The 18354-nt window shown below is 76.0% G+C and carries 19 protein-coding genes; 6 read left to right on the top strand and 13 right to left on the bottom strand.

Annotated elements, in window-relative coordinates; translation table 11 throughout:
- Window positions 1–222 precede the first annotated feature (222 nt).
- Window positions 223–1707 (bottom strand): DNA-binding protein NsdB, encoded by a 1485-nt coding sequence (locus QMQ26_RS07500; protein WP_100835415.1) that lies wholly within the window; start codon window positions 1705–1707, stop codon window positions 223–225.
- A 464-nt stretch (window positions 1708–2171) separates the two neighbouring features.
- Between QMQ26_RS07500 and QMQ26_RS07505 the strand changes: the two genes are divergently transcribed.
- Complete coding sequence (locus QMQ26_RS07505; RefSeq protein ID WP_282205165.1) at window positions 2172–3302, top strand: aminoglycoside phosphotransferase family protein; 1131 nt, start codon at window positions 2172–2174, stop codon at window positions 3300–3302.
- A gap of 40 nt (window positions 3303–3342) precedes the next feature.
- Here the strand turns inward: QMQ26_RS07505 and QMQ26_RS07510 are convergent, their stop codons facing one another.
- From QMQ26_RS07510 to QMQ26_RS07520, 4 genes are all read right to left on the bottom strand, one after another.
- Window positions 3343–4473, bottom strand: coding sequence for an acyl-CoA dehydrogenase family protein (locus QMQ26_RS07510; protein ID WP_282205166.1), 1131 nt, complete (start codon window positions 4471–4473; stop codon window positions 3343–3345).
- A 52-nt stretch (window positions 4474–4525) separates the two neighbouring features.
- On the bottom strand, window positions 4526–4606 hold the full coding sequence (locus QMQ26_RS38190) for a putative leader peptide (protein ID WP_359783877.1): 81 nt from the start codon (window positions 4604–4606) through the stop codon (window positions 4526–4528).
- 6 nt (window positions 4607–4612) lie between these two features.
- Window positions 4613–5107: a hypothetical protein gene (locus QMQ26_RS07515; RefSeq protein WP_100835417.1), complete on the bottom strand. Its 495-nt coding sequence runs from the start codon at window positions 5105–5107 to the stop codon at window positions 4613–4615.
- Between the two features lie 828 nt (window positions 5108–5935).
- Window positions 5936–6181, bottom strand: coding sequence for a DUF397 domain-containing protein (locus QMQ26_RS07520; RefSeq protein WP_100835418.1), 246 nt, complete (start codon window positions 6179–6181; stop codon window positions 5936–5938).
- 303 nt (window positions 6182–6484) lie between these two features.
- On the opposite strand from QMQ26_RS07520, the gene QMQ26_RS37375 reads away from it, so the two are divergent.
- Window positions 6485–7192, top strand: a complete 708-nt coding sequence (locus QMQ26_RS37375) for a PTS-dependent dihydroxyacetone kinase phosphotransferase subunit DhaM (protein WP_318552209.1) — start codon at window positions 6485–6487, stop codon at window positions 7190–7192.
- Window positions 7193–7253: 61 nt separating this feature from the next.
- Window positions 7254–8183, top strand: coding sequence for an NAD-dependent epimerase/dehydratase family protein (locus QMQ26_RS07530; RefSeq protein ID WP_282205167.1), 930 nt, complete (start codon window positions 7254–7256; stop codon window positions 8181–8183).
- 49 nt (window positions 8184–8232) lie between these two features.
- Here the strand turns inward: QMQ26_RS07530 and QMQ26_RS07535 are convergent, their stop codons facing one another.
- The 6 genes from QMQ26_RS07535 to QMQ26_RS07560 all read right to left on the bottom strand — a co-directional run bounded on the left by QMQ26_RS07535 (window position 8233) and on the right by QMQ26_RS07560 (window position 12745).
- Window positions 8233–8712, bottom strand: a complete 480-nt coding sequence (locus QMQ26_RS07535) for an NUDIX hydrolase (RefSeq protein WP_100835421.1) — start codon at window positions 8710–8712, stop codon at window positions 8233–8235.
- A gap of 10 nt (window positions 8713–8722) precedes the next feature.
- Entirely contained in the window at window positions 8723–9358 is a 636-nt protein-coding gene (locus QMQ26_RS07540; RefSeq protein ID WP_282205168.1) for an acetyltransferase, read from the bottom strand.
- 109 nt (window positions 9359–9467) lie between these two features.
- Window positions 9468–10148, bottom strand: coding sequence for a sugar transferase (locus tag QMQ26_RS07545; protein WP_282205169.1), 681 nt, complete (start codon window positions 10146–10148; stop codon window positions 9468–9470).
- Window positions 10149–10254: 106 nt separating this feature from the next.
- On the bottom strand, window positions 10255–11262 hold the full coding sequence (locus tag QMQ26_RS07550) for a glycosyltransferase (RefSeq protein WP_282206456.1): 1008 nt from the start codon (window positions 11260–11262) through the stop codon (window positions 10255–10257).
- Window positions 11263–11430: 168 nt separating this feature from the next.
- The gene (locus QMQ26_RS07555) at window positions 11431–12270 is read right to left on the bottom strand and encodes a polysaccharide deacetylase family protein (protein ID WP_282205170.1); all 840 of its coding nucleotides are present in this window, start codon (window positions 12268–12270) and stop codon (window positions 11431–11433) included.
- A gap of 214 nt (window positions 12271–12484) precedes the next feature.
- Entirely contained in the window at window positions 12485–12745 is a 261-nt protein-coding gene (locus QMQ26_RS07560; RefSeq protein ID WP_282205171.1) for a hypothetical protein, read from the bottom strand.
- A 420-nt stretch (window positions 12746–13165) separates the two neighbouring features.
- On the opposite strand from QMQ26_RS07560, the gene QMQ26_RS07565 reads away from it, so the two are divergent.
- On the top strand, window positions 13166–14191 hold the full coding sequence (locus tag QMQ26_RS07565) for a polysaccharide deacetylase family protein (RefSeq protein WP_100835426.1): 1026 nt from the start codon (window positions 13166–13168) through the stop codon (window positions 14189–14191).
- Window positions 14192–14309: 118 nt separating this feature from the next.
- Window positions 14310–14663, top strand: coding sequence for a hypothetical protein (locus QMQ26_RS07570; protein WP_282205172.1), 354 nt, complete (start codon window positions 14310–14312; stop codon window positions 14661–14663).
- Between the two features lie 37 nt (window positions 14664–14700).
- Here QMQ26_RS07570 and QMQ26_RS07575 read toward each other — a convergent pair whose 3' ends face one another.
- Window positions 14701–15924, bottom strand: coding sequence for an MFS transporter (locus QMQ26_RS07575; protein WP_282205173.1), 1224 nt, complete (start codon window positions 15922–15924; stop codon window positions 14701–14703).
- A 147-nt stretch (window positions 15925–16071) separates the two neighbouring features.
- On the opposite strand from QMQ26_RS07575, the gene QMQ26_RS07580 reads away from it, so the two are divergent.
- Window positions 16072–16830: a glutamate racemase gene (locus QMQ26_RS07580; protein ID WP_282205174.1), complete on the top strand. Its 759-nt coding sequence runs from the start codon at window positions 16072–16074 to the stop codon at window positions 16828–16830.
- Window positions 16831–16878: 48 nt separating this feature from the next.
- Here QMQ26_RS07580 and QMQ26_RS07585 read toward each other — a convergent pair whose 3' ends face one another.
- Entirely contained in the window at window positions 16879–18261 is a 1383-nt protein-coding gene (locus QMQ26_RS07585) for a ParB/Srx family N-terminal domain-containing protein (protein WP_282205175.1), read from the bottom strand.
- Between the last annotated feature and the right edge of the window lie 93 nt (window positions 18262–18354).

Here is an 18354-nt window from a genome sequence, read left to right on the forward strand (position 1 = left end):
GTCGGTTGGCACAGCTCAGGCGCCCGGGCGCCGGAATCACCGAAGGTTACCGCCTGGGTGACCGATCTGCACACAGGGCAACGGATTTCCGCACCGTGACCGCGTCACACCGGGTCCGTCCGTACCGGATCGACCCCTTCCGGAATGCCGGGTCCGTTCGAGCCCGAATCACCCGGGCGTTCGACCTCCGGAGCCGCCCCGGTCAGATCGGGCGCGGCCTCCTCAGATCGGGCGCGGCCTCCTGGGCGCGGGCAGCGCCTCGTTGATCTGCTCGCGCAGCTCGGCCACCCCGGGCAGCCCCTGGTAGCGGGTGGAGAGCCGGTACATCTCGCGCAGCCGGTCCCAGGTGCGCTTGGAGGAGGTGTCGTTGATCGAGGCGAGGGCGAGCTTGGCCTGCACCTGGGCCTCGTCCGGTTCGCCGGAGATCCAGTGGATGGAGGCCAGGGTGATCCGGTCGAGCAGCGCGGAGCGCTCGCGCCCGGTCTTCTGGCGCAGCCGGATCGCGGTCCGGGCGTGCCGGACGGCGAGCGGGACGGCGCCGGGGTCGTGCTCGGCGAGGGTGCGGTAGACCAGGGCCTGCATGCCGTGCAGTTCGGCCTCGTTGAACAGCTGCATCCAGCTGGGGGCGGGCTCCGGGCTGTCCCGGACGAAGAGCTCCTCGGCCTCGCCGAGCACCCGGCGGGTGGCCTCGGAGCGGCCGAGCGCGGCCTGCGCCCAGGCTTCGACGGTGTGCAGCATGGCCCGGGTGCGCGGCTGGGCGCCGTCGCCGGAGCAGGCGCCGGCCTTGGCGAGCTGCATGAGTTCGAGGGCGTCGTCGGCCCGGCCGAGGTGGAGCATCTGGCGGGCGGCCCGGGAGATCGCCTCGCCGGCCCGGGGGCGGTCCTCGGCCTCCCGGGCGGCCTGCGCGGCGATCACGAAGTAGCGCTGGGCGGTCGGTTCGAGGCCCACGTCGTGGGACATCCAGCCGGCCAGCACCGCGAGGTTGGCGGCGACCGTCCACAGCCGGCGCTCCAGCGCGGCCGGGTGGTCGTGGGTGAGCAGGCCGCCGACCTCGTTGAGCTGGCCGACCACGGCCTTGCGCTGGAGCCCGCCGCCGCGGGACGCGTCCCAGGCCCGGAACACGTCGACGGCGCGCTCCAGCGCGGCGACCTCCTCGTTGCCGACCGGCCCCGGTTCGTAGACGTCGAGGACGGGCTGGGCCCCGCCCTGGACCAGGACGTGGCGGGGGCCCGGGCGGGCGGCCGCCTCGGCGACGGCGCCGCCGGTGAGCCAGTCGTGCAGGTTGTCGGCGATGACCGCGCCCGCCGCGAGGGCGGCGGAGGCGCCGACCAGTCCGCGTCTGTTCAGCATGAGGTCCATTCCCGTGAACTCGGTGAGGACCGCGGCCGTCCGATCCGGTGCCCAGGGCTCCTTCGGCGGTGCTGCGCTGCTGCCGGACCTGGTGGGCCGGTGTCGTTCGAGACCTAGGTCCTCGGTGGTGACGACACGGCCGAGCCGCTCCGTGAACACGGCGGCCAGCACCCTCGGCACCGGGTCGCGCGGGATCTCGCCCTGCTCGATCCAGCGCCGGACCCGGGAGGTGTCGGTGGACAGCTGCTGCTCGCCCAGCGCGGCACCCCGCCGGTTGACCAGCCGGGCCAGCTCGCCCTTGGACCATCCGGTCAGGGCGAAGTGGTCGGCCAGTCTGGTGTTCGGCCCCTTGCTCAACTGAAGCCCCCAGATCCTCGGCTGGCTCGACCCTAGTGGCTCTGTCACATGCCAAGCGACCATTCGCCAGGGTTCGCCAGGGTGCGCTACGTGGTGTGCCAGTGCCGTCCGGGTGTCAGGTAGGTATGCGCCACCCCGACTCCGCGTCGGAACGGCCCCCGACCGGCCCGGACCTGGTTCCGACGGTGCGTCGGGCGGCCTTCCGGGAGCGGCTCAGCGGGGGGTGGCGCGACCGGGTGGCGCGAGGGCGCCGGGCAGGGCGCGGCGGTCGGGACGGACGTACTTCCCCAGGGTGCGGACGGTTCCGGCGGACCGCGGACCGTGCCCGGCGCCCGCGCCCCGCCCGGCCGGCCCGACCCCGGTTCGACGGGCCGCCCACAGCTTTGCCGCCGGTCAAGGAAGGACCCTCACCAGCCCATGTACTCCACAGCCAGCACCGGTACCCGCTCGTCCGCCCGAACGGGGTGGACGGCGCGACCGTACGCCCCGCACGCTCCCCCCTGCGCCCCCCGACCGCCGGTTCGGGACGGCCCGCACCGCGCGCCGCCGAACTGCGCGACCCGCGCGGGCGCACCACCCTGGTGACCCGCCCGCTGGCGGAGCAGGCCGGCCGACCGGGCCAGCCGGGCCAGCCGGGCCGGCCGGCCGCGGGCCGGGCCCCGGAGGCGTTCGTGGACCGGGTGGACCCGGCCGCGCTGCAGACACCGGCGGTACGGGCGGTGCTCGCCAACGTCGCGCGGATATGTCCGGCGTTCCTGCCGCGCCAGGTGCTGCGGGAGGGCGGTCGGCACATCCTGATCGCGGGCACCATCGGCCGGGCCCCGGTGGTGGCGAAGTGCCTGTCCCCGGCCGCGCTGCGGGGGGAGCGGGCGGAGCAGTTGGTGGAGCGCTTCCACCACGAGGTGGCGGTGTACCGGGCGTTCGTGCGGCACCGTCCGCCGGTGCGGCTGCCCCGGCTGGTGGCGGCCGACCACGACCGCTGCGTGCTGGTGCTGGAGCGGGTGCCGGGCCGTCCGGCGGCCCGCGAGCGGCACCCGGTGAACGCGCCGACGCCGGGCGAGGTGCGCGCGGTGCTGGGCTCGGTGCGCACGCTGAACCTGTGGCGCCCGCCGACGGACGTGTTCGGCAAGCCGATGGACTACCAGACCGAGATCGCCCGGTTCCACTCGCTGGGCCTGCTGACCGACCGGGACGCGGGCGACCTGCGCGGTCTGCTGCACGGCCTGTCCTCGGTGCCGTGGCAGCTGAACCACGGCGACGCGCTGCTGGGCAACATCCTGCTGGCCCCGTCCGGCCCGGTCCTGCTGGACTGGGAACAGGCCGGCTGGTACCTGCCGGGCTACGACCTGGCGGTGCTGTGGAGCGTGCTGTCGGGCGACACCGCGGCCCGCCGCCAGATCAGCCAACTCGCCCAGTCCGGCGGCACGCTGGCCCGGGACGCGTTCCTGGTGAACCTGGTGCTGGTGCTGATGCGCGAGCTGCGGCTGCACGACGTGCCGGGCGCGGGCGAGGAGCAGCGGATCATGATCCGCCGGCTGTACGACGACGCGGCGCTGGCCCGCCGCGCGGTCCGCGCGGCGGTCGGCACCCGGTAGTCGGCCCCCGGTAGTCGGTCGGCCCCTGGGGCCGACGTGGTCAGCCGCCCAGCAGGGCTTCGCCGAGGGCGTCCAGCACGGTGTCCTCGGCGGGCAGTTGGGTGCGCAGGCTGAGGGCGTCGCGCAGGTGGCGCTCCAGCGGGTGGCGGCGGTCGAGCCCGGCGCTGCCGGTGAGGGTGAGGGCCCGCTGCACGGTGTCGCTCGCGGTGCGGGCGGCGAGCAGTTGGACGGCGGGCGCCCGGGTCGCGGCGGACGGGTCCGCGTCGGTGCGGGCGGCGAGGCCGTGGACGAGTTCCTCGGCACCGGTGAGCGCGGCGTCGAGTTCGCCGAGCGGGCGGCGGTGGGCGGCGGTGCCGCGCAGCTGCCCGGCGGACCAGTCGAGGGCGGCCCGGGCGGTGCCCAGCAGGACGGCGGTCAGGGCGAGTTGGTGCCAGGCCGTGGCGACGGGGTCGGCGGGGAAGGCCGGTCCCTTGGGCAGCAGGGCCGCGTCGGTGCCGATCCGGGCGTCCTCCAGCAGGACGTCGTGGCCGGCGGCGGCGCGCAGGCCGAGCTGGTCGGCGGCGGGGTCGATCTCCAGTCCGGGGCTGTCGGCGCGGACCAGGAACAGGCCGGTGCGCGGCTGGTTCTCGGCGGTGCGGGCCTCGACCACGAGCCAGGAGAGCGCTTCGGCGCCGGGGCAGTGCGGGGCGCGTCCGCCGAGCCGCCAGGCGTTGCCCTGCCAGTGCGCGGTGACGGCGGGCGGGCGCCCGGCGGGGGCCCGGAGGGTGCCGACCAGGGCGGGCCCGCGGCGGGACTCGGTGAGCAGCCGCCGGTAGAGCGCGGCGGGCCAGGGCGCGGTGCGGGCCTGTTCGGCGTGGTGCAGCAGGGTGTGCGCGGCGAGCAGGGCGACCGAGGCGTCGCCGCGGCCGAGCCTGGCCAGCACCCGGACGGTGTCGGCCAGGCCGGCCCCCGGCCCGCCGTGCCGCCGGCCGACGGTGAGGGTGAGCAGCCCGGCCTCGTGGGCGGCTTCGACGCCCTGGTACGGGAAGGTGCCGTCGCGGTCGTGCTCGGCGGCCCGGGCGGCCAGCAGGTCGATCACCCGGGGCAGCCGGGCGAACGCCCGCTCGACGGCGTCGTCGGCGTCGGCGGTGACGGGGGCGGGGACGGTCGGCTGTGCTGCGGTGCGGGTCATGGCGGGCCTCCGGGCGGGCGGCGAGGTGTCGGGCGTCCGTGAACTGGGGTTCTCAGGAAGCCGGACAGGCCGCGCCGGCGGTGCGCCGGAGGTCCACGTGCAGGCGGCGGGTGAGCAGCGGTGGCCGGGGCATCGCGCGTCAGCCCTGCTGGAACATCTCCGCCGGAAGCGGCTTGAGGAGCTGGTAGAGGTCGTCCGAAACCGGTCGGTCCCAGGAGGCGATGGTCACCTGGACGCCGTCGCTGCGGCCGAACTGCGAGCAGTACAGCCGTTCCTCGGTGACCTTGACCTTGCGGACGATCAGCAGGTCGTCGCCGAGCATGACCGGGAAGTCCTCGGCCGAGACGAAGTCGACCGGTTCCTCGTTCTCCAGCGAGGCGAGCAACTGGCGGGCCTCCAGCGGCACGCCGTCCTCGCTCTCGCGGGCGGGCGAGTCCTGCGGGAGGTTGCCGATCAGCATGGCCGGGCCGCGGCCGCCGAGCAGGTCGTACTGCAGGAAGACGCCTTGGCAGGAACCGTCCTGACCGGCCAGGATCATGACACCGAAGTCGCCGGGCCAGTCGCCCGGGTCCATGGCCAGTACGTCGAAGTCCGGGCCGGCGGGCTGTCCGGAGCGACGGCGGAGAAATGACATGGGCCCATCGTACGGGGCCGCTGGGCGGGGGCCGGTGCGCGGGTCCGCGATCAGGCCGAGTTCTACGCTCAGGGACCAATGTTGACTCTGAGCAACCGTCCGGGCTACGTTCGGTTCAGCACGACGGCCGCTCCGGGGCGAGATCCACGGGGAGCGGGTTGTCGCAGCGTGCCTTGCGCGCATTCCCTCACTGCGCACGCGGTCGTGTGAACTCCAAGCACCATTTGCTGATTCAATGGTCCTTAGACGGTTCCTGGAGCCTGCGGGTGATTCCGGCGGGCTCCGGACGGTCGAGGTGCCATCGGGATCGGCGCCACCACAGCCACATAACCGAACCCAGAGCCAGGTTCGCGGGGCCCTCGTGCCGTCGCGTCCGCGAACCTCGCCCGGATCACCGCCGCGTGGGGGCGTGCGGAATCCGGGCTCCGACCCACCCGGGGAGTCGCTCTTCCCGGTCGGGTCACTCCCGCTGCGACGGCTGCCGCACCCTGTGCGGCACAGGGAAGGGGAGAGCCCGTCATCGGCGCCGTTGACGGGCAGCAGAAGCGGGCGCCGTGCCTATACCGCGTGGGGGCGGTAGGCACGGCGTCTGCCTGCTCTTACTGTGCTGGCAGGCTTGTCGACCAGTCAACAAGATTCGGCCCATCAGAACTCTTTTGTAACCTCGGCGCATGCCCGGCCGTCACCTGCGCGCGGGCCCCGGCCGCACCCGCCGCGCCCGGGAACTCCCGGTCGGGGGCGTGGCGGGGCAGTGAACACCCGGCCAACCGCGCGGGCCGCCGCGGCCCCGGACTGGCCGATTCCATCACACCGGCGCCGCGCTTGCGACTACTGGTTCCGCGGGTCGAACTCGCCGTCCCGGGCGCCCAGCACGAAGGCCCGCCACTCGGCGGGGGTGAAGATCAGCGCCGGGCCGTCCGGCTCCGCGCCGTTGCGCATCGCGATGTACCCGTCGACGAAGGCGATCTGGACGCCCTGTTCGCCGCCGGGCGCGTGCTGCCACTCGGCCCCGCTCACGTCGAGCTCGATCTTGCGGCGCTCGTCCGCCGCCCGTGCCGCCTCTGCCGGCGTCATCCGCACACCCTCCCGCCCGGACTCCGGCTCGGAGTCGCCCTGCCTGTGGTCGAGCGGCAAGTTTAGCCACCCGCGGCCCCCGGCCCGGCCGTTCCGGCCCGGCGCGCCCACCGGACGGGGCAGATGGGGCGATCCGGCCCTCCCGCGGCGGCTGCTGTGCTACAAGCCCGCCCCCTCGAACGTCCGGGCCCCGGCGGTCCCGGTCGGACACGCCGACCCGGGCGCGCCCGAGGAGCACGCTCCGGGCGGCGGCCGGGGTGAGGATGGGTGGCGAGCAGTCAGCCACCCAACCGGGAGCAGCCGATGGACCAGCGGGACCGCAGCCGCGCCGACGTCATCCCGATCTCGACCGCGCCCTCGGCCCCGCCGGTGGGCGCCGCGACGGGCACCGTGACCGCGCCGGTGCCCTCGGTGCCGCGCCCCGCCCGGCCCGCCGGACACGGGCGGGTGGGCCTGGTGCTGGTGTCGCACAGCCAGGAACTCGCGGACGCGGTGCGGGCGGTGGCCCTGGCCGTGACGGAGGCGGACGATCCGGCTCCGGTCGCGGCGACCGGCGGTTCGCTGGAGGACGGCCCGGGCAGCAGCGCGGTGCTGGTGGCCGCGGCGGCCCGCCGGGTCGACCAGGGCCACGGCGTGGCGGTGCTGTGCGACCTGGACGGCCCGGTCCGCACCGTGCTGACGGTGCTGGCGGCGGCCGAGGAGCACGGCCTGCCGTTCCCGACCCGGTTCGCGGACGCCCCGTTCGTGGAGGGCGCGGTGGCCGCGGTGGCGACGCGCGACCGCGGGCGGCGACCTGGCGGCGGTGCTGGACGCGGCGGAGGAGACCGCCCGTCGGCCGAAGCGCTGAGCCCCGGCCCGGGCCGGTCCGCCCCTTCGCCCGTCAGCCGGTCCGCCGACGTGCCGGTGCGCGGACGTGCCGGTGCGCCGTCCGTCGTCCCGGATGTGTCCGATGGGACGGTTTGGTGGCGACTGTGCGGGTTTCCCGCCCGCCGGGCCCCGGGCCGCCGCTAGAGTCGGCCGCACCGGCCCGGTGGGGGGAGTCCCGGGCCCGACCGGAGGGTGGTGCGCGGCCGTGCGTGTGGTGATCACCGGCGGGGCAGGGTTCATCGGGGCCAATCTGGCCAGGGAGTTGACGTCCCGTCCGGAGGTGGCGGAGGTCCGGGTGGTGGACGACCTGTCCACCGGCAGCAAGGCCAACCTGGCGGGGGTGGACGTCGCCTTCTTCGAGGGCAGCATCCTCGATCCGGCCCTGCTGGACGCGGTGTTCACCGGCGCCGACGCGGTGGTGCACCTGGCGGCCCTGCCGTCCGTGCCGCGGTCGATCGCCGCCCCGCTGGCCAGCCACCGGGTGAACGCCACCGGCACCCTGGAGGTGCTGGAGGCGGCCCGCCGCGCGGGCGGCCCGTACGTGGCGGCGGCGTCCTCCTCCTCGGTGTACGGCGCGAACCGGGAGCTGCCCAAGCGCGAGACGATGCGCACCGTCCCGATGAGCCCGTACGCGGTCTCCAAGCTCGCCAGCGAGTCCTACCTCGGGGCGTACCACCACTGCTACGGCCTGGGCGTGCTGCCGCTGCGCTTCTTCAACGTCTTCGGCCCGCTCCAGCCCGCCGGGCACGCGTACGCGGCGGTGGTCCCGGCCTTCCTGGACGCGGCGCTGGCCGGCCGGCCGGTGACGGTGCACGGGGACGGGCACCAGAGCCGGGACTTCACCTACGTCGGCACGGTGACCCAGGTGCTCGCCGAGGCGGTACTGCGCCGGGTGGTCTCCGCGGAGCCGGTGAACCTGGCCTTCGGGACGCGCACCTCGCTGCTGGAGCTGATCGGCCTGCTGGGCGGGGTGCTGGGCGCGCCGGTCGCCGCCGAGCACGTCGACCCGCGGCCGGGGGACGTGCGGGACTCGCAGGCCGACAACGCGCGGCTGCGCGAGCTGTTCCCGGACGTGGCGCCCGTCCCGCTGGAGGAGGGCCTGCGGCGCACCGCGGCCTGGTTCCGGACGCTCTGAGGCAGCGGAGGGCGGGAGCGGGGCGTGCCCCGTTCCCGCCCTCCGGCGTTCAGGGCGCCGTCAGTTCGAAGTGCGCCTCGTCCTTGCCGGCCAGCGCGCGGGCGATGTGGTCCAGGAGGCGGTCCTCCAGTTCGGGCAGCGCGTCCGGGTGGAACCAGCCGACCTCGAGCGACTCGTCGTCGTTCACCCGGGCCTCGCCGGACAGCGGGCGGCACCGGAAGACCAGGTCGAGGTACTGGGTGCGGTCGCCGTTCGGGTACTCGATCATCGGGGAGACCGCCACCGCGACCAGCCGCTCGGGCCGCACCTCCACCCCGGTCTCCTCCAGGCACTCGCGCACCACGGCGTCCGCGGGCTGCTCCCCCGGGTCGATGATGCCGCTGATCAGTGCCCACCGGCCGTTGTCCGCCCGCCGTCCGAGCAGCACCCGGCCGTCCTCGTCCACCACCACCGCCGACACGCCGGACAGCCAGAGCGGCCGGTGCCCGACCACGGCGCGCAGGTCCGCCAGAAACGCAGGAATTCCCATGCGGGGAAGCCTAGGCGACGCCCTCGGGGGCGGGGGCGGGGGCGCGGCGCAGCAGCGGGCGGGCCGGGGTGCCGACCACGGTGGTGCCGGGCGGCACGTCGCGGGTGACGGTGGCGGCGGCGCCGACGAAGGCGGCGCGGCCCACGGTGCGGCCCTGGAGGACCACGGCGCCGGAGCCGACGGTGCTGTCGTCCTCCAGTCGGACGGCGCCGGAGACGTGGGCGCCGGGGTAGACGGTGACGCGGGCGCCGAGACGGGTGTCGTGGCCGACGGTCGCGTTGTAGTGCACCTGGCTGTGCGGGCCGAGGCGGACGCTGCTGGAGACGTGCGCGCCGCCCATCACCAGGCAGCCGGGGGCGAGTTCGGTCTCGGGGGCGATGATCGCCCGGGGGTGCGCCAGGGTGACGGGGTGGCCGCCCGCCGCGTCCAGCAGCCCGGCCAGCCGGGCCCGGGCCGCCGGGTCGGCGATCCCGACCAGGTACCCGGCGCCGGGCGGCAGTTCGGCGGGGGCGCGGACGGGCAGGCCGCGCACCGTGCTCCCGGCCTGCCGGTCGTCGAGGAACCCGGCCACTTCGACGCCCGCGGCGAGCGCCACGTCCAGCGCCTCCCGGCCGACGCCGCCCGCACCCGCGATCCACAGCACCATGCGCCGTTCTCCGTCCCTCGTCCGTGCCCTCGCTGATCGTCCGTCATCGGAAACGTACCCGGCCGGGCGGTCGCCGCCGCCCGGCCGGATCGTTCCGCCGCACCAGGGCCTAGCCGCGCAGTTCCTCCGGGGCCAGCCGGGGCGCGGTCGCGGTGGCCTGCCGGGGCAGCACGATCCGGGAGCCGGCCGGGACGGCGGGCTCGGCGGTCGGCTGGGTCGGGGCCGGGAAGCCGGGGTTGACGCCGCCGGCGGCGGTGATGCCGGCCGGGCGCAGCAGCACCTTCACGGTGAGGGCGAGGATGCGCAGGTCGAGGGCGAGGCTGTGGTGCTCGATGTACCAGAGGTCGAGTTCGATGCGTTCGGGCCAGGTGATGGAGTTGCGGCCGCGGACCTGGGCCCAGCCGGTGAGGCCGGGGCGGACGGCGAGGCGGCCGCGCTGGCGGGTGGAGTAGTGGACGACCTGCTCGGGCAGGGTGGGCCGGGGGCCGATGACGCCCATGTCGCCGCGCAGGACGTTCCACAGCTGCGGGAGTTCGTCCAGGCTGCTCTTGCGCAGCAGCGCGCCGAGGCGGGTGATGCGCGGGGCGTCGGGCTCGTCCTCGTACTGCCGGTCGCGCATGGTGCGGAACTTGAGGATGTCGAACTCCCGGCCGTGGCGGCCGGTGCGGGTCTGCCGGAAGATCACCGGTCCGCCCGTGGTGGCGCGGATCAGGAGGGCGATCAGCAGGCCGAGCGGGAGCGCGATGATCCCGGCCAGCACAGTGACCGCGAGGTCCCCCCCTCGCTTCATTTCTCCCCCAACTGGGTTGGTGCGGTGCGGTGCAGTGCGGTGGTGCGGTGCAGTGCATTGGTGCGGTGCGGCGGTGGTGCGGTGACGGTGGCGGCGGTGCGGACGCTCAGCCGGTGCTCCAGCGCAGCCCGCGGCGGCGGGCGACGGCGGCGTAGGTCTCCAGCGAGACCTGGGCGACCGCGCGCTGGTCGAACCGTTCGAGGGCGCGGCGGCGGGCCGCCGCGCCCAGGCGCGTCCGCAGGCCGGGCTCGGTGAGGAGCCGGTCGAGCGCGGCGGTGAGGGCGGCGGCGTCGGCCGCCGGGGCGAGCAGCAGGTGCCGGTCGTGGGTGCCGATCTCGCGGCAGCCGCGGATGTCGCTGAGCAGCAGGGGCAGGCCGCTGGCGGCGGCCTCCATGCCGGAGCGGGAGAAGCCCTCCCGGTGGGAGGGGAGGACGAAGACGTCGAGTGCGGCGTACACGGCGGGCATGTCGTCGCGGGGGCCGAGGAACTCCACGCCCGCCTCGGCGGCGCGCAGCGCGTCGGGCTTGTCGGGGTCGTCGGGGCCGATCCAGACGAAGCGGGCCTTGCCGGCCAGCGCGCGGGCGGCCTCGGCGTACTCGCGGATGCCCTTCTCGGCGACCCGCCGGCCGACCCCGACCAGCAGTTCGTCCTCGGCGAGGCCGAGTTCGGCGCGCAGCCGGGCGCGCAGGGCGTCCCGGGCCGGGCCGGGGGCGGGGAAGCGGTCGAGGTCGACGCCGTTGCCGACCACCCGGGAGCGCCCGGCGGGGACGCCCCACCGGGCGAGCGCGGCCCGGTCCTCGGCGTTCTGGTAGAGCTCGGCGTGCGAGAAGCGGGCGGCGAGCGCCTCGGCGCCGAGCACGGCGAGCCGTTTGGCGAGCGGGTCGTGGGCCTGGGCCCACAGGCCGTGGCAGGTGTTGACGACGACGGGGACGCGGGCCAGCCGGCCCAGGACGCGGCCGAGCACGCCGGTCTTCGGGTTGTGGGTGTGCAGCACGTCGGGTCGGATGCGGCGCAGCTCGGCGAGCAGTTCGCGGGCGGCGGCGAGGTCGGCGGCCGGCTGCCAGGCGCGGGTGAGCGAGGGCAGCGGGAGGTGCCGGACGCCGATCCGTTCGATCCGTTCCCGGTAGGGGCCGGGGCGCTGATGCCGTAGGTGCGCAGGCCGTGTTCGACGTCGACGGTGAGCTCGGTGGCGAGCAGCAGGTGCAGCGACATGTCGACGGTGGTGAGGTGGGCGACCCGCAGCGGCCGGCCGCCCTCGCCGCGCAGGCGGAGCGGGAGCTGGTCAGGCACCGGCGCCCACCGCCTTCGCGGTGGCGACGATCCGGGCGTAGGCGCGTTCGGGGACGAGCCGGCCGTACAGCTTGGCCCGGAAGAAGTCGATCGGGTCGGTGCGCCGGACCGGGACGCGGTGGAAGCGGGCCGGGTCGTACCCGGGCAGGTTGCGGCCGACCAGGCCGGTGGCGCAGGTGCGGAAGCGGGCGCGCAGCGCGGCGTCCAGGTGCGGGACGGGGCGGCCCCAGGTGTAGGCGAAGTGCCGGGGGCGGGTGCCGAGGTGCTCCTCGACGTCGTCGCCGCAGGCGTCGAGCTCGGCGGTGCCGAGCAGTTCGGGGCGGACGTGGCTGCGGGTGTGGTTGGCGACGGTGCACAGCCCGGAGGCGGTCATCTCGCGCAGGTGCTCCCAGCTGAGGCCGGTGGCGGGGGCGCCCTTGGCGGTGGAGCCCTCCCAGCGCATCGGTGCGCCGACCAGGCCGCTGGCCAGGTAGACGGTGAACGGCAGGCCGCGTTCGCGGAGCAGCGGCCAGGCCGTCTCGTAGGTGTCGGCGAAGCCGTCGTCGAAGGTGAGGACGGTGCTGGGGGTGCGCAGGCCGGCGTCGAGGCGGTCGGCGGCGGTGTCCAGCGGGACGACCCGGCGGGCGGGAGCTCGGCGAGCAGGTCCACCTGGGCGGTGAAGTCGGCGGTGGCGAGGTCGAGCTCGTCGCTCGTGCCGCCGCCGACCCGGTGGTAGATGAGCAGGGTGGCGCCCGCGCCGGGCACCCGCCCGGCCGCGCGGGCCAGCTGCTGTTTGACCTTCGACCGGACGCCTCCGGCCCGGCCGGCGGTGCTCGTCATGGACCCCCCTCACGGTGCCCCCGCACCGGACTGTGACTCCCCCGGCCCGCGGTTGCCGCGGGCGATGCGCATCACAGTAGGGGGAAGTGTGAGGCTGCTGCCCCGGAAACGTGAAAGAAGTGCGTAGGTAGGCCGAAAATCAGCCGGTCCGACCGGTCCTGTCCCATTGGTGGACGTTTTCCGGTCGGCGGTCGATCATCGCCGGGCGCGCGCCCGGCACCCGGGGCTCAGGGGGTGGCGCCGCCGCTCGGGCGCAGCAGCGCGATGCCGATCCGGACCAGCAGCAGCACCCCGGCGGCCAGGCAGCCGGCCACCGCCATCACCCAGGCCGGGCCGTCGGTCTGCGGGACGAGCACCGCCACCGCGATGCCCATGCCGACGCAGAGCACGCCCACCAGGGCCAGCAGCGGCTGGTGGCGGCGCAGCGCGCAGCCGCCGAACAGGGCCGAACGGCGAGTAGCGGCGCGGTTACCTCGGGTGTCTGCCATGCCCTCCACGGTAACCCGGTCCGGGAGCGCGGGCCACAGTCCTCCGGCCCTTGCGGAGCACCGCCCCGGTCCCGCCCGCAGCGGCTCCCGCCCGCCCGTCCGCCCTTGTGCCCGGCCCCCGGACGGGCCCCGGACGGCCTCCGTCCGGCCCCGTCCGGCCGCCGCGCGGGCCGTTTCCGGAGCACTTCCGGAGCACTTCCGGACCGCCCGCGAAATCTCGCCGTCCGGCGTACAACCATCCCGGGGCGTCGTGGGTCTCCACTACATTGAGCGATCCAGGAGCCGTCCGACGAGCGGGATTGGGAGTGCCCGCCGCGGGCTAGATCACTCGGGTGCGGAGCCGCCGCGCCCGGGGTCGGAGGCCGGGCTCCGCCTGCCGACGGTACCGCCACGCCGCTTGTCGGCGACCGAGGGGGAACCGTGTCGTACGCCACCGTCACCGCTGCCACCGCCGCTGCCGTCTGCGCCCCGCCCCAGCCCGTCGTCCCGTCCGCGACCCCGCCCGCTCCGTCCTCGGCGCCCGGCCAGCCCCGGGAGCGGGACCGGGGCAGCTGGCTGCGGTTCAGTCCCGCCCAGCCGCTGTTCCGGGCCCGGGCGGCGCAGCGGCTGGCCGTGCTCGCCTACCACGGGATCACCGACCCGGCCTCGTTCGGCGCCCAGCTGGACCGGCTGCGGCGGCTGGCCACCCCGGTGTCCGTGCCGGACGTGGAGCGGGCGCTGGCCGAGGGGCGGCCGCTGCCGCCGCGCTCGGTGCTGGTGACCTTCGACGACCCGGACCGCACGGTGCTGCGGCACGCGCTGCCCGAGCTGGTGGCCCGGCGCATCCCCGCCGCCGCGTTCGTGATCGCCGAGCTGGTCGGCACCGAGAAGCCGTTCTGGTGGCACGAGGCGGCGTTCCTGGCCCGCTACGGCGGCCGGGCCCGGCTGCTGCCCCGCGGCGCCGACCCGGCCCGGGTGCTGGCGCTGCTCAAGGCGATGCCCGACCCGGACCGCCGGCGCAGCCTGGCCGAGCTGCGGGTCTCCGCGCACCGGCGCCCGCCGGCCCAGGAGCAGCTGCGCCCGGAGGACCTGCGGGTCCTGCGGGAGGCGGACGTCGCGGTCGGCAACCACACCCTGGGCCACCCCTCGCTGCGGCGCTGCGACGAGGCGACGGTGCACGCGGAGATCGCCGGCGCGCACCGGGTGCTGACCCGCTGGCTGGGCGAGGCCCCCACCGCGTTCGCCTACCCGGACGGCGGCTTCGACGAGCGGGCGGACGCCGTGCTGCGCCAGCTCGGCTACCGGCTCGGTTTCCTCTCCGACCACCGGCTCGGCCCCCGGCTGCCCGCGCACCCGCTGCGGATCAGCCGCCTCCAGGTCGACTCGACCACCTCGACCCGCCGGTTCGACACCATCCTGTCCGGCCTGGAACCGGCGGTGCAGCGGCTGCTGGGGGCGCAGGCGTAAGCCTCGGGCACGGACGTGGGCCCCGGGTGCGGGCGCGAGTGGTACGGGCGGGCCGCGGCCGGACACTGGCGGGGGCGGCCCGACCGGGCCGGCCACCGGCACCCGATCCGGAGCGGCGATGAGCGAGACGTTCCCGGCGCTGTGCGCGCACACCCACCTGTTCCCGGGGGCGCGGCTGCGGGTCCAGGGCCTGCCCGGTCCGGCGGCCGCCGCGGCGGCGCCCGGGCCCCTGGACGCCGAGCTCCCCCTCGACCTCGACCTCGACCTGCGCTTCGCGGACGGCTCGGCCGCCGAGGGCCGGCTGCGCGCGGCCGGACCGGCCGGAGCCGGACCGACCGTGGCCGAGCTGGCCGTGGCCGGGTACGCGACGGCGGCCGGGACGCGGCTGGACGCCCGGACCTGGGAGGTGCGGGCGTCCGTGGCGGCCGACGGCGGGCTGGAGCTGACGGTCGGGGGCCGGTCGGCCGGGTGAGTGCGGGCCGGGGTCGGCCGGTGGCGGTGGGCCGGGGTCAGCCGGTGGCGGTGGGCCGGATGCCGCGCATCCGGCCGATCGCGTAGACGGCGCCGGCCAGGGCCAGGTCGGAGAGCAGCATGAAGCCGATCGAGTAGCTGTTCTTGGCGCTGTAGATCGCGCCCATCACCAGCGGCGGGACGAAGCCGCCGAGGCCGCCGATCGCGCCGACGATGCCGGTCACCGAGCCGACCTGGGCGACCGGGGTGACCTGGGCGACCAGCGCGAACACCGAGCCGCTGGTGGTGCCCAGGCCGGCCGCCATCACCAGGAAGGCGATGGTGCCGACCGGGCTGAGATCCGGGTCGAACGCCTGGACGATCGCGAACAGCGCCGTGGTCCCCAGCGCCCAGGCGGTCACCACGGCCGGGTGGACGCGGTCCGAGAGCCAGCCGCCGAACGGCCGGAAGACCACCGTGACCAGCGCGAACCCGGCGGCCTTGGTGCCGGCGTCGGTGGCGGACAGCTCGTACCAGGTCTTCAGGTACGTCGGCAGGTAGACGCCGAACGCGACGATGCCGCCGAACCCGATCGCGTACAGCGCGGACAGCTCCCACGTCACCCGCAGCCGCCCGGCCCGACCGAGCCGGGAGGCCAGCGAGGCGGTCGGGACCACCCGGTCGGGGCGGTCGCGCAGCAGCAGGTAGGACAGCACGGTGTACCCGGCCAGGGCGATCGCCAGCACCCAGAACGGCAGGTCGTGGCCGTGCTTCCACAGCCGCGGCGTGAAGTAGCCGGACAGCGCGACGCCGCCCATGCCCATGCCGAACACGCCGACGCCCAGGCCGCGCTTGTGCGGCGGGAACCAGGAGTTCACCAGCGGCACGCCGATCGCGAAGGTGGTGCCGCCGAGCCCGAGGAGGAACCCGACCGCCAGCAGCGCCCCGTACGAGCTGCGGGCCGGGATCAGCAGCAGCACGGGGACGATGGTCAGCGCCGACATCAGCGGGAACATCAGCCGCGCCCCGAAGCGGTCGGTCAGCGCGCCGACCGGGACGCGGCCCAGCGAGCCCACGATGACCGGCACCGCGACCAGGAACGACTGCGCGAACGACGACATGTGCAGTGTCTTGTCGAACTCGCCCGCCAGCGGGGCGATCAGGTTCCAGGCCCAGAAGGTCAGCGCGAAGCCGACGGTGGCGACCACCAGGTTGGTGTAGGCCGTCCCCGACACCCGGTCGTCGGCCGGCACCCGTTCGTTCGATGCTGTCAGCTGTCCCATGGAACCCAAGCCTCCGGGGAAGTGCCGCCCCGGGCCGGGGACACGCGCACGGCGCGGTCGCGCCGTCAGGCGGACGGCCGAACCGGGGCGGCCCCCGGAACGGCCGTCCGCCTGGCCGCCGAGGGGTTCGGGGTAGAGTCGGTGCTCGTGAAGATCGCCCTCGTGGACTCCGGAATCGGACTGCTCGCCGCCGCCGCCGCGATCCGCCGGGCCCGGCCCGACGCGGACCTGGTCGTCTCGTGCGACCCGGACGGGATGCCGTGGGGCCCGCGCACGCCCGAGGACATCGCCGAGCGCGCGCTGGCCTGCGCCCGGGCCGCCGTGGCGCACGGGCCGGAGGCGCTGGTGGTCGCCTGCAACACGGCCACGGTGCACGCGCTGGCGCGGCTGCGGACCGAGTTCGAGCCGGGGCTGCCGGTGGTCGGGACGGTCCCGGCGATCAAGCCGGCCGCCGCGGCCGGCGGGGTGGTGGCGATCTGGGCGACCTCGCGGACCACCGGGAGCGCGTACCAGCGCGGGCTGATCGCCGAGTTCGGCGGGGCCGCCACGGTGCACGAGGTGGCCTGCCCGGGGCTGGCCGAGGCCGTCGAGCGGGCCGACGAGGCCGCGATCGCCGCGGCCGTCGCGTCGGCCGCCGCCCGCACCCCGGCCGGGACCACCGACGTGGTGCTGGGCTGCACCCACTACGAGCTGATCGACGACCGGATCGCCGCCGCGCTCGCCGGGCCGGTCCGGCTGCACGGCTCGGCGGACGCGATCGCCGCGCAGACGCTGCGCCGGCTCTCCCCGGTCGTCCCGCCCGGCGGCGGGACGCTGACCGTGCTGCACTCCGGCCGCCCGGCGGCGCTCCGGGCCGAGGCGCTCGCGTACCCGCAGGGCGGGCTGCTGGCCGCGGCCCGGCTCTGACCCGTCCCGTCCCGCCTCGCCCTGTCCTGCCCCCGGGCGGCCGGGGTGTCAGCCGACCGGGTTGCCGACCAGCTGCTGCGGGCCGGTGAACAGGTTCGGGGTGCAGCCGGGGCCCGCGAGGGTGAGGCGGTCGCGGGTGTTGACGACGCTGAGCGGGCCGGTCCAGTCGGCGCCGCAGATCCGCACCGTCCCGGCGCCGACGGCCTGGAGCGGGCCGTTGACGTCGGAGCCGGCGACCACCAGGTTCGCCCCGGCCCGGACCACGATCGGGCCGTTCTGCCGGGCGTTCAGCAGGCAGGTGGTGCCGGTGGCGACGGTGAGCGGGCCGTTGTGGGGGCCGGTCACGGTGGTGGTGCAGGCCGGGGCGGCCGGCAGCTTGGACCGGAAGTCCAGCGCGTAGGCGAGCTTGCCGGGCTTGGCGTCGGTGATCGGGGCGCTCAGCTTGCCGAACTCGCCGCCGGTGGGCTTCTTGCCCGCGTTCCAGGGGGTGAGCCGGCCGAGCTGGTCGGCGGTGGCGCCGCCGGAGACCACGGCGTCGCCGGGCAGCGCGGACATCGCCTGCGAGGCGGTGCGCACCGCGTCGAGGTAGGAGGCGAAGTCGCTGCTGTCGTAGGAGCCGGGCAGGCCGATGCCCTGGCCGCGCAGCCAGTCGCCCCACTGGAACTCGAGGAACTCGGCGGCGGCGTCGGGCACCGAGTAGCCGATGTCGCGGGTGAAGTAGACCAGGCTGCGGTACGGGTCGTCGTGGAAGTTCGCCAGGCCGAGGCGGGTCGGCAGCTGGTCGGCGGTGAGGGGGTTCGCGTGCTCGTCGAGCAGCCGCACCCACCCGTGGTCCTGCATGGCCTGCCAGAACGCGGCCTTCGACAGCGTGCTGTAGTTGGCCTGGACGATCAGCCGGATGTGCAGCTTCGGCCCGCCCTCGGGGGTCTCCAGGAAGGAGGTGAGGGTGTGGTGGCCGTCCGTCAGGTAGAGCGCGCCGCCGGGGCCGACCACGACGGTCTTCATCTCGGCGCGGTCGGCCGCGGTCTCCTGCCCGACCGGGACGGTGCAGGTGAAGCTGGCCGGGTCGGCGAGGGTGGCGCCGGCCGGGGCGGCGGCGACCGCGCCCTGGCCGTTGGTGGCGCACCAGTCGTCGAAGCGCTTGTTGATGCCGCCGTTGAGCCGGTCCTTGTCCGAGGCGTACCGGCCGAGCTTGTAGAAGACCTCGTCGTAGCCGACTGCGGCCTGGGTCGGGTGCAGCTGGTCGAGCGTCACGTCCAGCAGTTGGCCGGGCTGCGCGGCGAGCACGGCCCCGTCGGCGGGGGCGGCCCCGGCGGGGGCGGCGAACCCGGTCAGCCCGCCGAGGGCGAGGGCCGACGCGGCGGCGAGCGCGGCCCGGCGGCTCGGGTGACGGTGGCGCGACGGGGCGGCGGACGCGGTGCCGGTCATCATCTGTTCTCCTGCTGATCGGATCGGCGGATTCCCGCCGCGCCCATCCAGCCACCCCCGCCCGCTCCCCGCACGTCCACCGGACGTCGCCCGGAT

It is taken from the genome of Kitasatospora fiedleri, assembly GCF_948472415.1.
GTDB lineage: Bacteria > Actinomycetota > Actinomycetes > Streptomycetales > Streptomycetaceae > Kitasatospora > Kitasatospora fiedleri.

Coding starts and splice junctions, on each gene's coding strand:
- QMQ26_RS07560 (WP_282205171.1), bottom strand. CDS start 12,745: ATGGCAGACACCCGAGGTAACCGCGCCGCTACTCGCCGTTCGGCCCTG.
- QMQ26_RS38190 (WP_359783877.1), bottom strand. CDS start 4,606: ATGCCCCGGCCACCGCTGCTCACCCGCCGCCTGCACGTGGACCTCCGG.
- QMQ26_RS07545 (WP_282205169.1), bottom strand. CDS start 10,148: ATGAAGCGAGGGGGGGACCTCGCGGTCACTGTGCTGGCCGGGATCATC.
- QMQ26_RS07570 (WP_282205172.1), top strand. CDS start 14,310: ATGAGCGAGACGTTCCCGGCGCTGTGCGCGCACACCCACCTGTTCCCG.
- QMQ26_RS07575 (WP_282205173.1), bottom strand. CDS start 15,924: ATGGGACAGCTGACAGCATCGAACGAACGGGTGCCGGCCGACGACCGG.
- QMQ26_RS07585 (WP_282205175.1), bottom strand. CDS start 18,261: ATGATGACCGGCACCGCGTCCGCCGCCCCGTCGCGCCACCGTCACCCG.
- QMQ26_RS07535 (WP_100835421.1), bottom strand. CDS start 8,712: ATGGGAATTCCTGCGTTTCTGGCGGACCTGCGCGCCGTGGTCGGGCAC.
- QMQ26_RS07540 (WP_282205168.1), bottom strand. CDS start 9,358: ATGGTGCTGTGGATCGCGGGTGCGGGCGGCGTCGGCCGGGAGGCGCTG.
- QMQ26_RS37375 (WP_318552209.1), top strand. CDS start 6,485: ATGGACCAGCGGGACCGCAGCCGCGCCGACGTCATCCCGATCTCGACC.
- QMQ26_RS07510 (WP_282205166.1), bottom strand. CDS start 4,473: ATGACCCGCACCGCAGCACAGCCGACCGTCCCCGCCCCCGTCACCGCC.
- QMQ26_RS07515 (WP_100835417.1), bottom strand. CDS start 5,107: ATGTCATTTCTCCGCCGTCGCTCCGGACAGCCCGCCGGCCCGGACTTC.
- QMQ26_RS07520 (WP_100835418.1), bottom strand. CDS start 6,181: ATGACGCCGGCAGAGGCGGCACGGGCGGCGGACGAGCGCCGCAAGATC.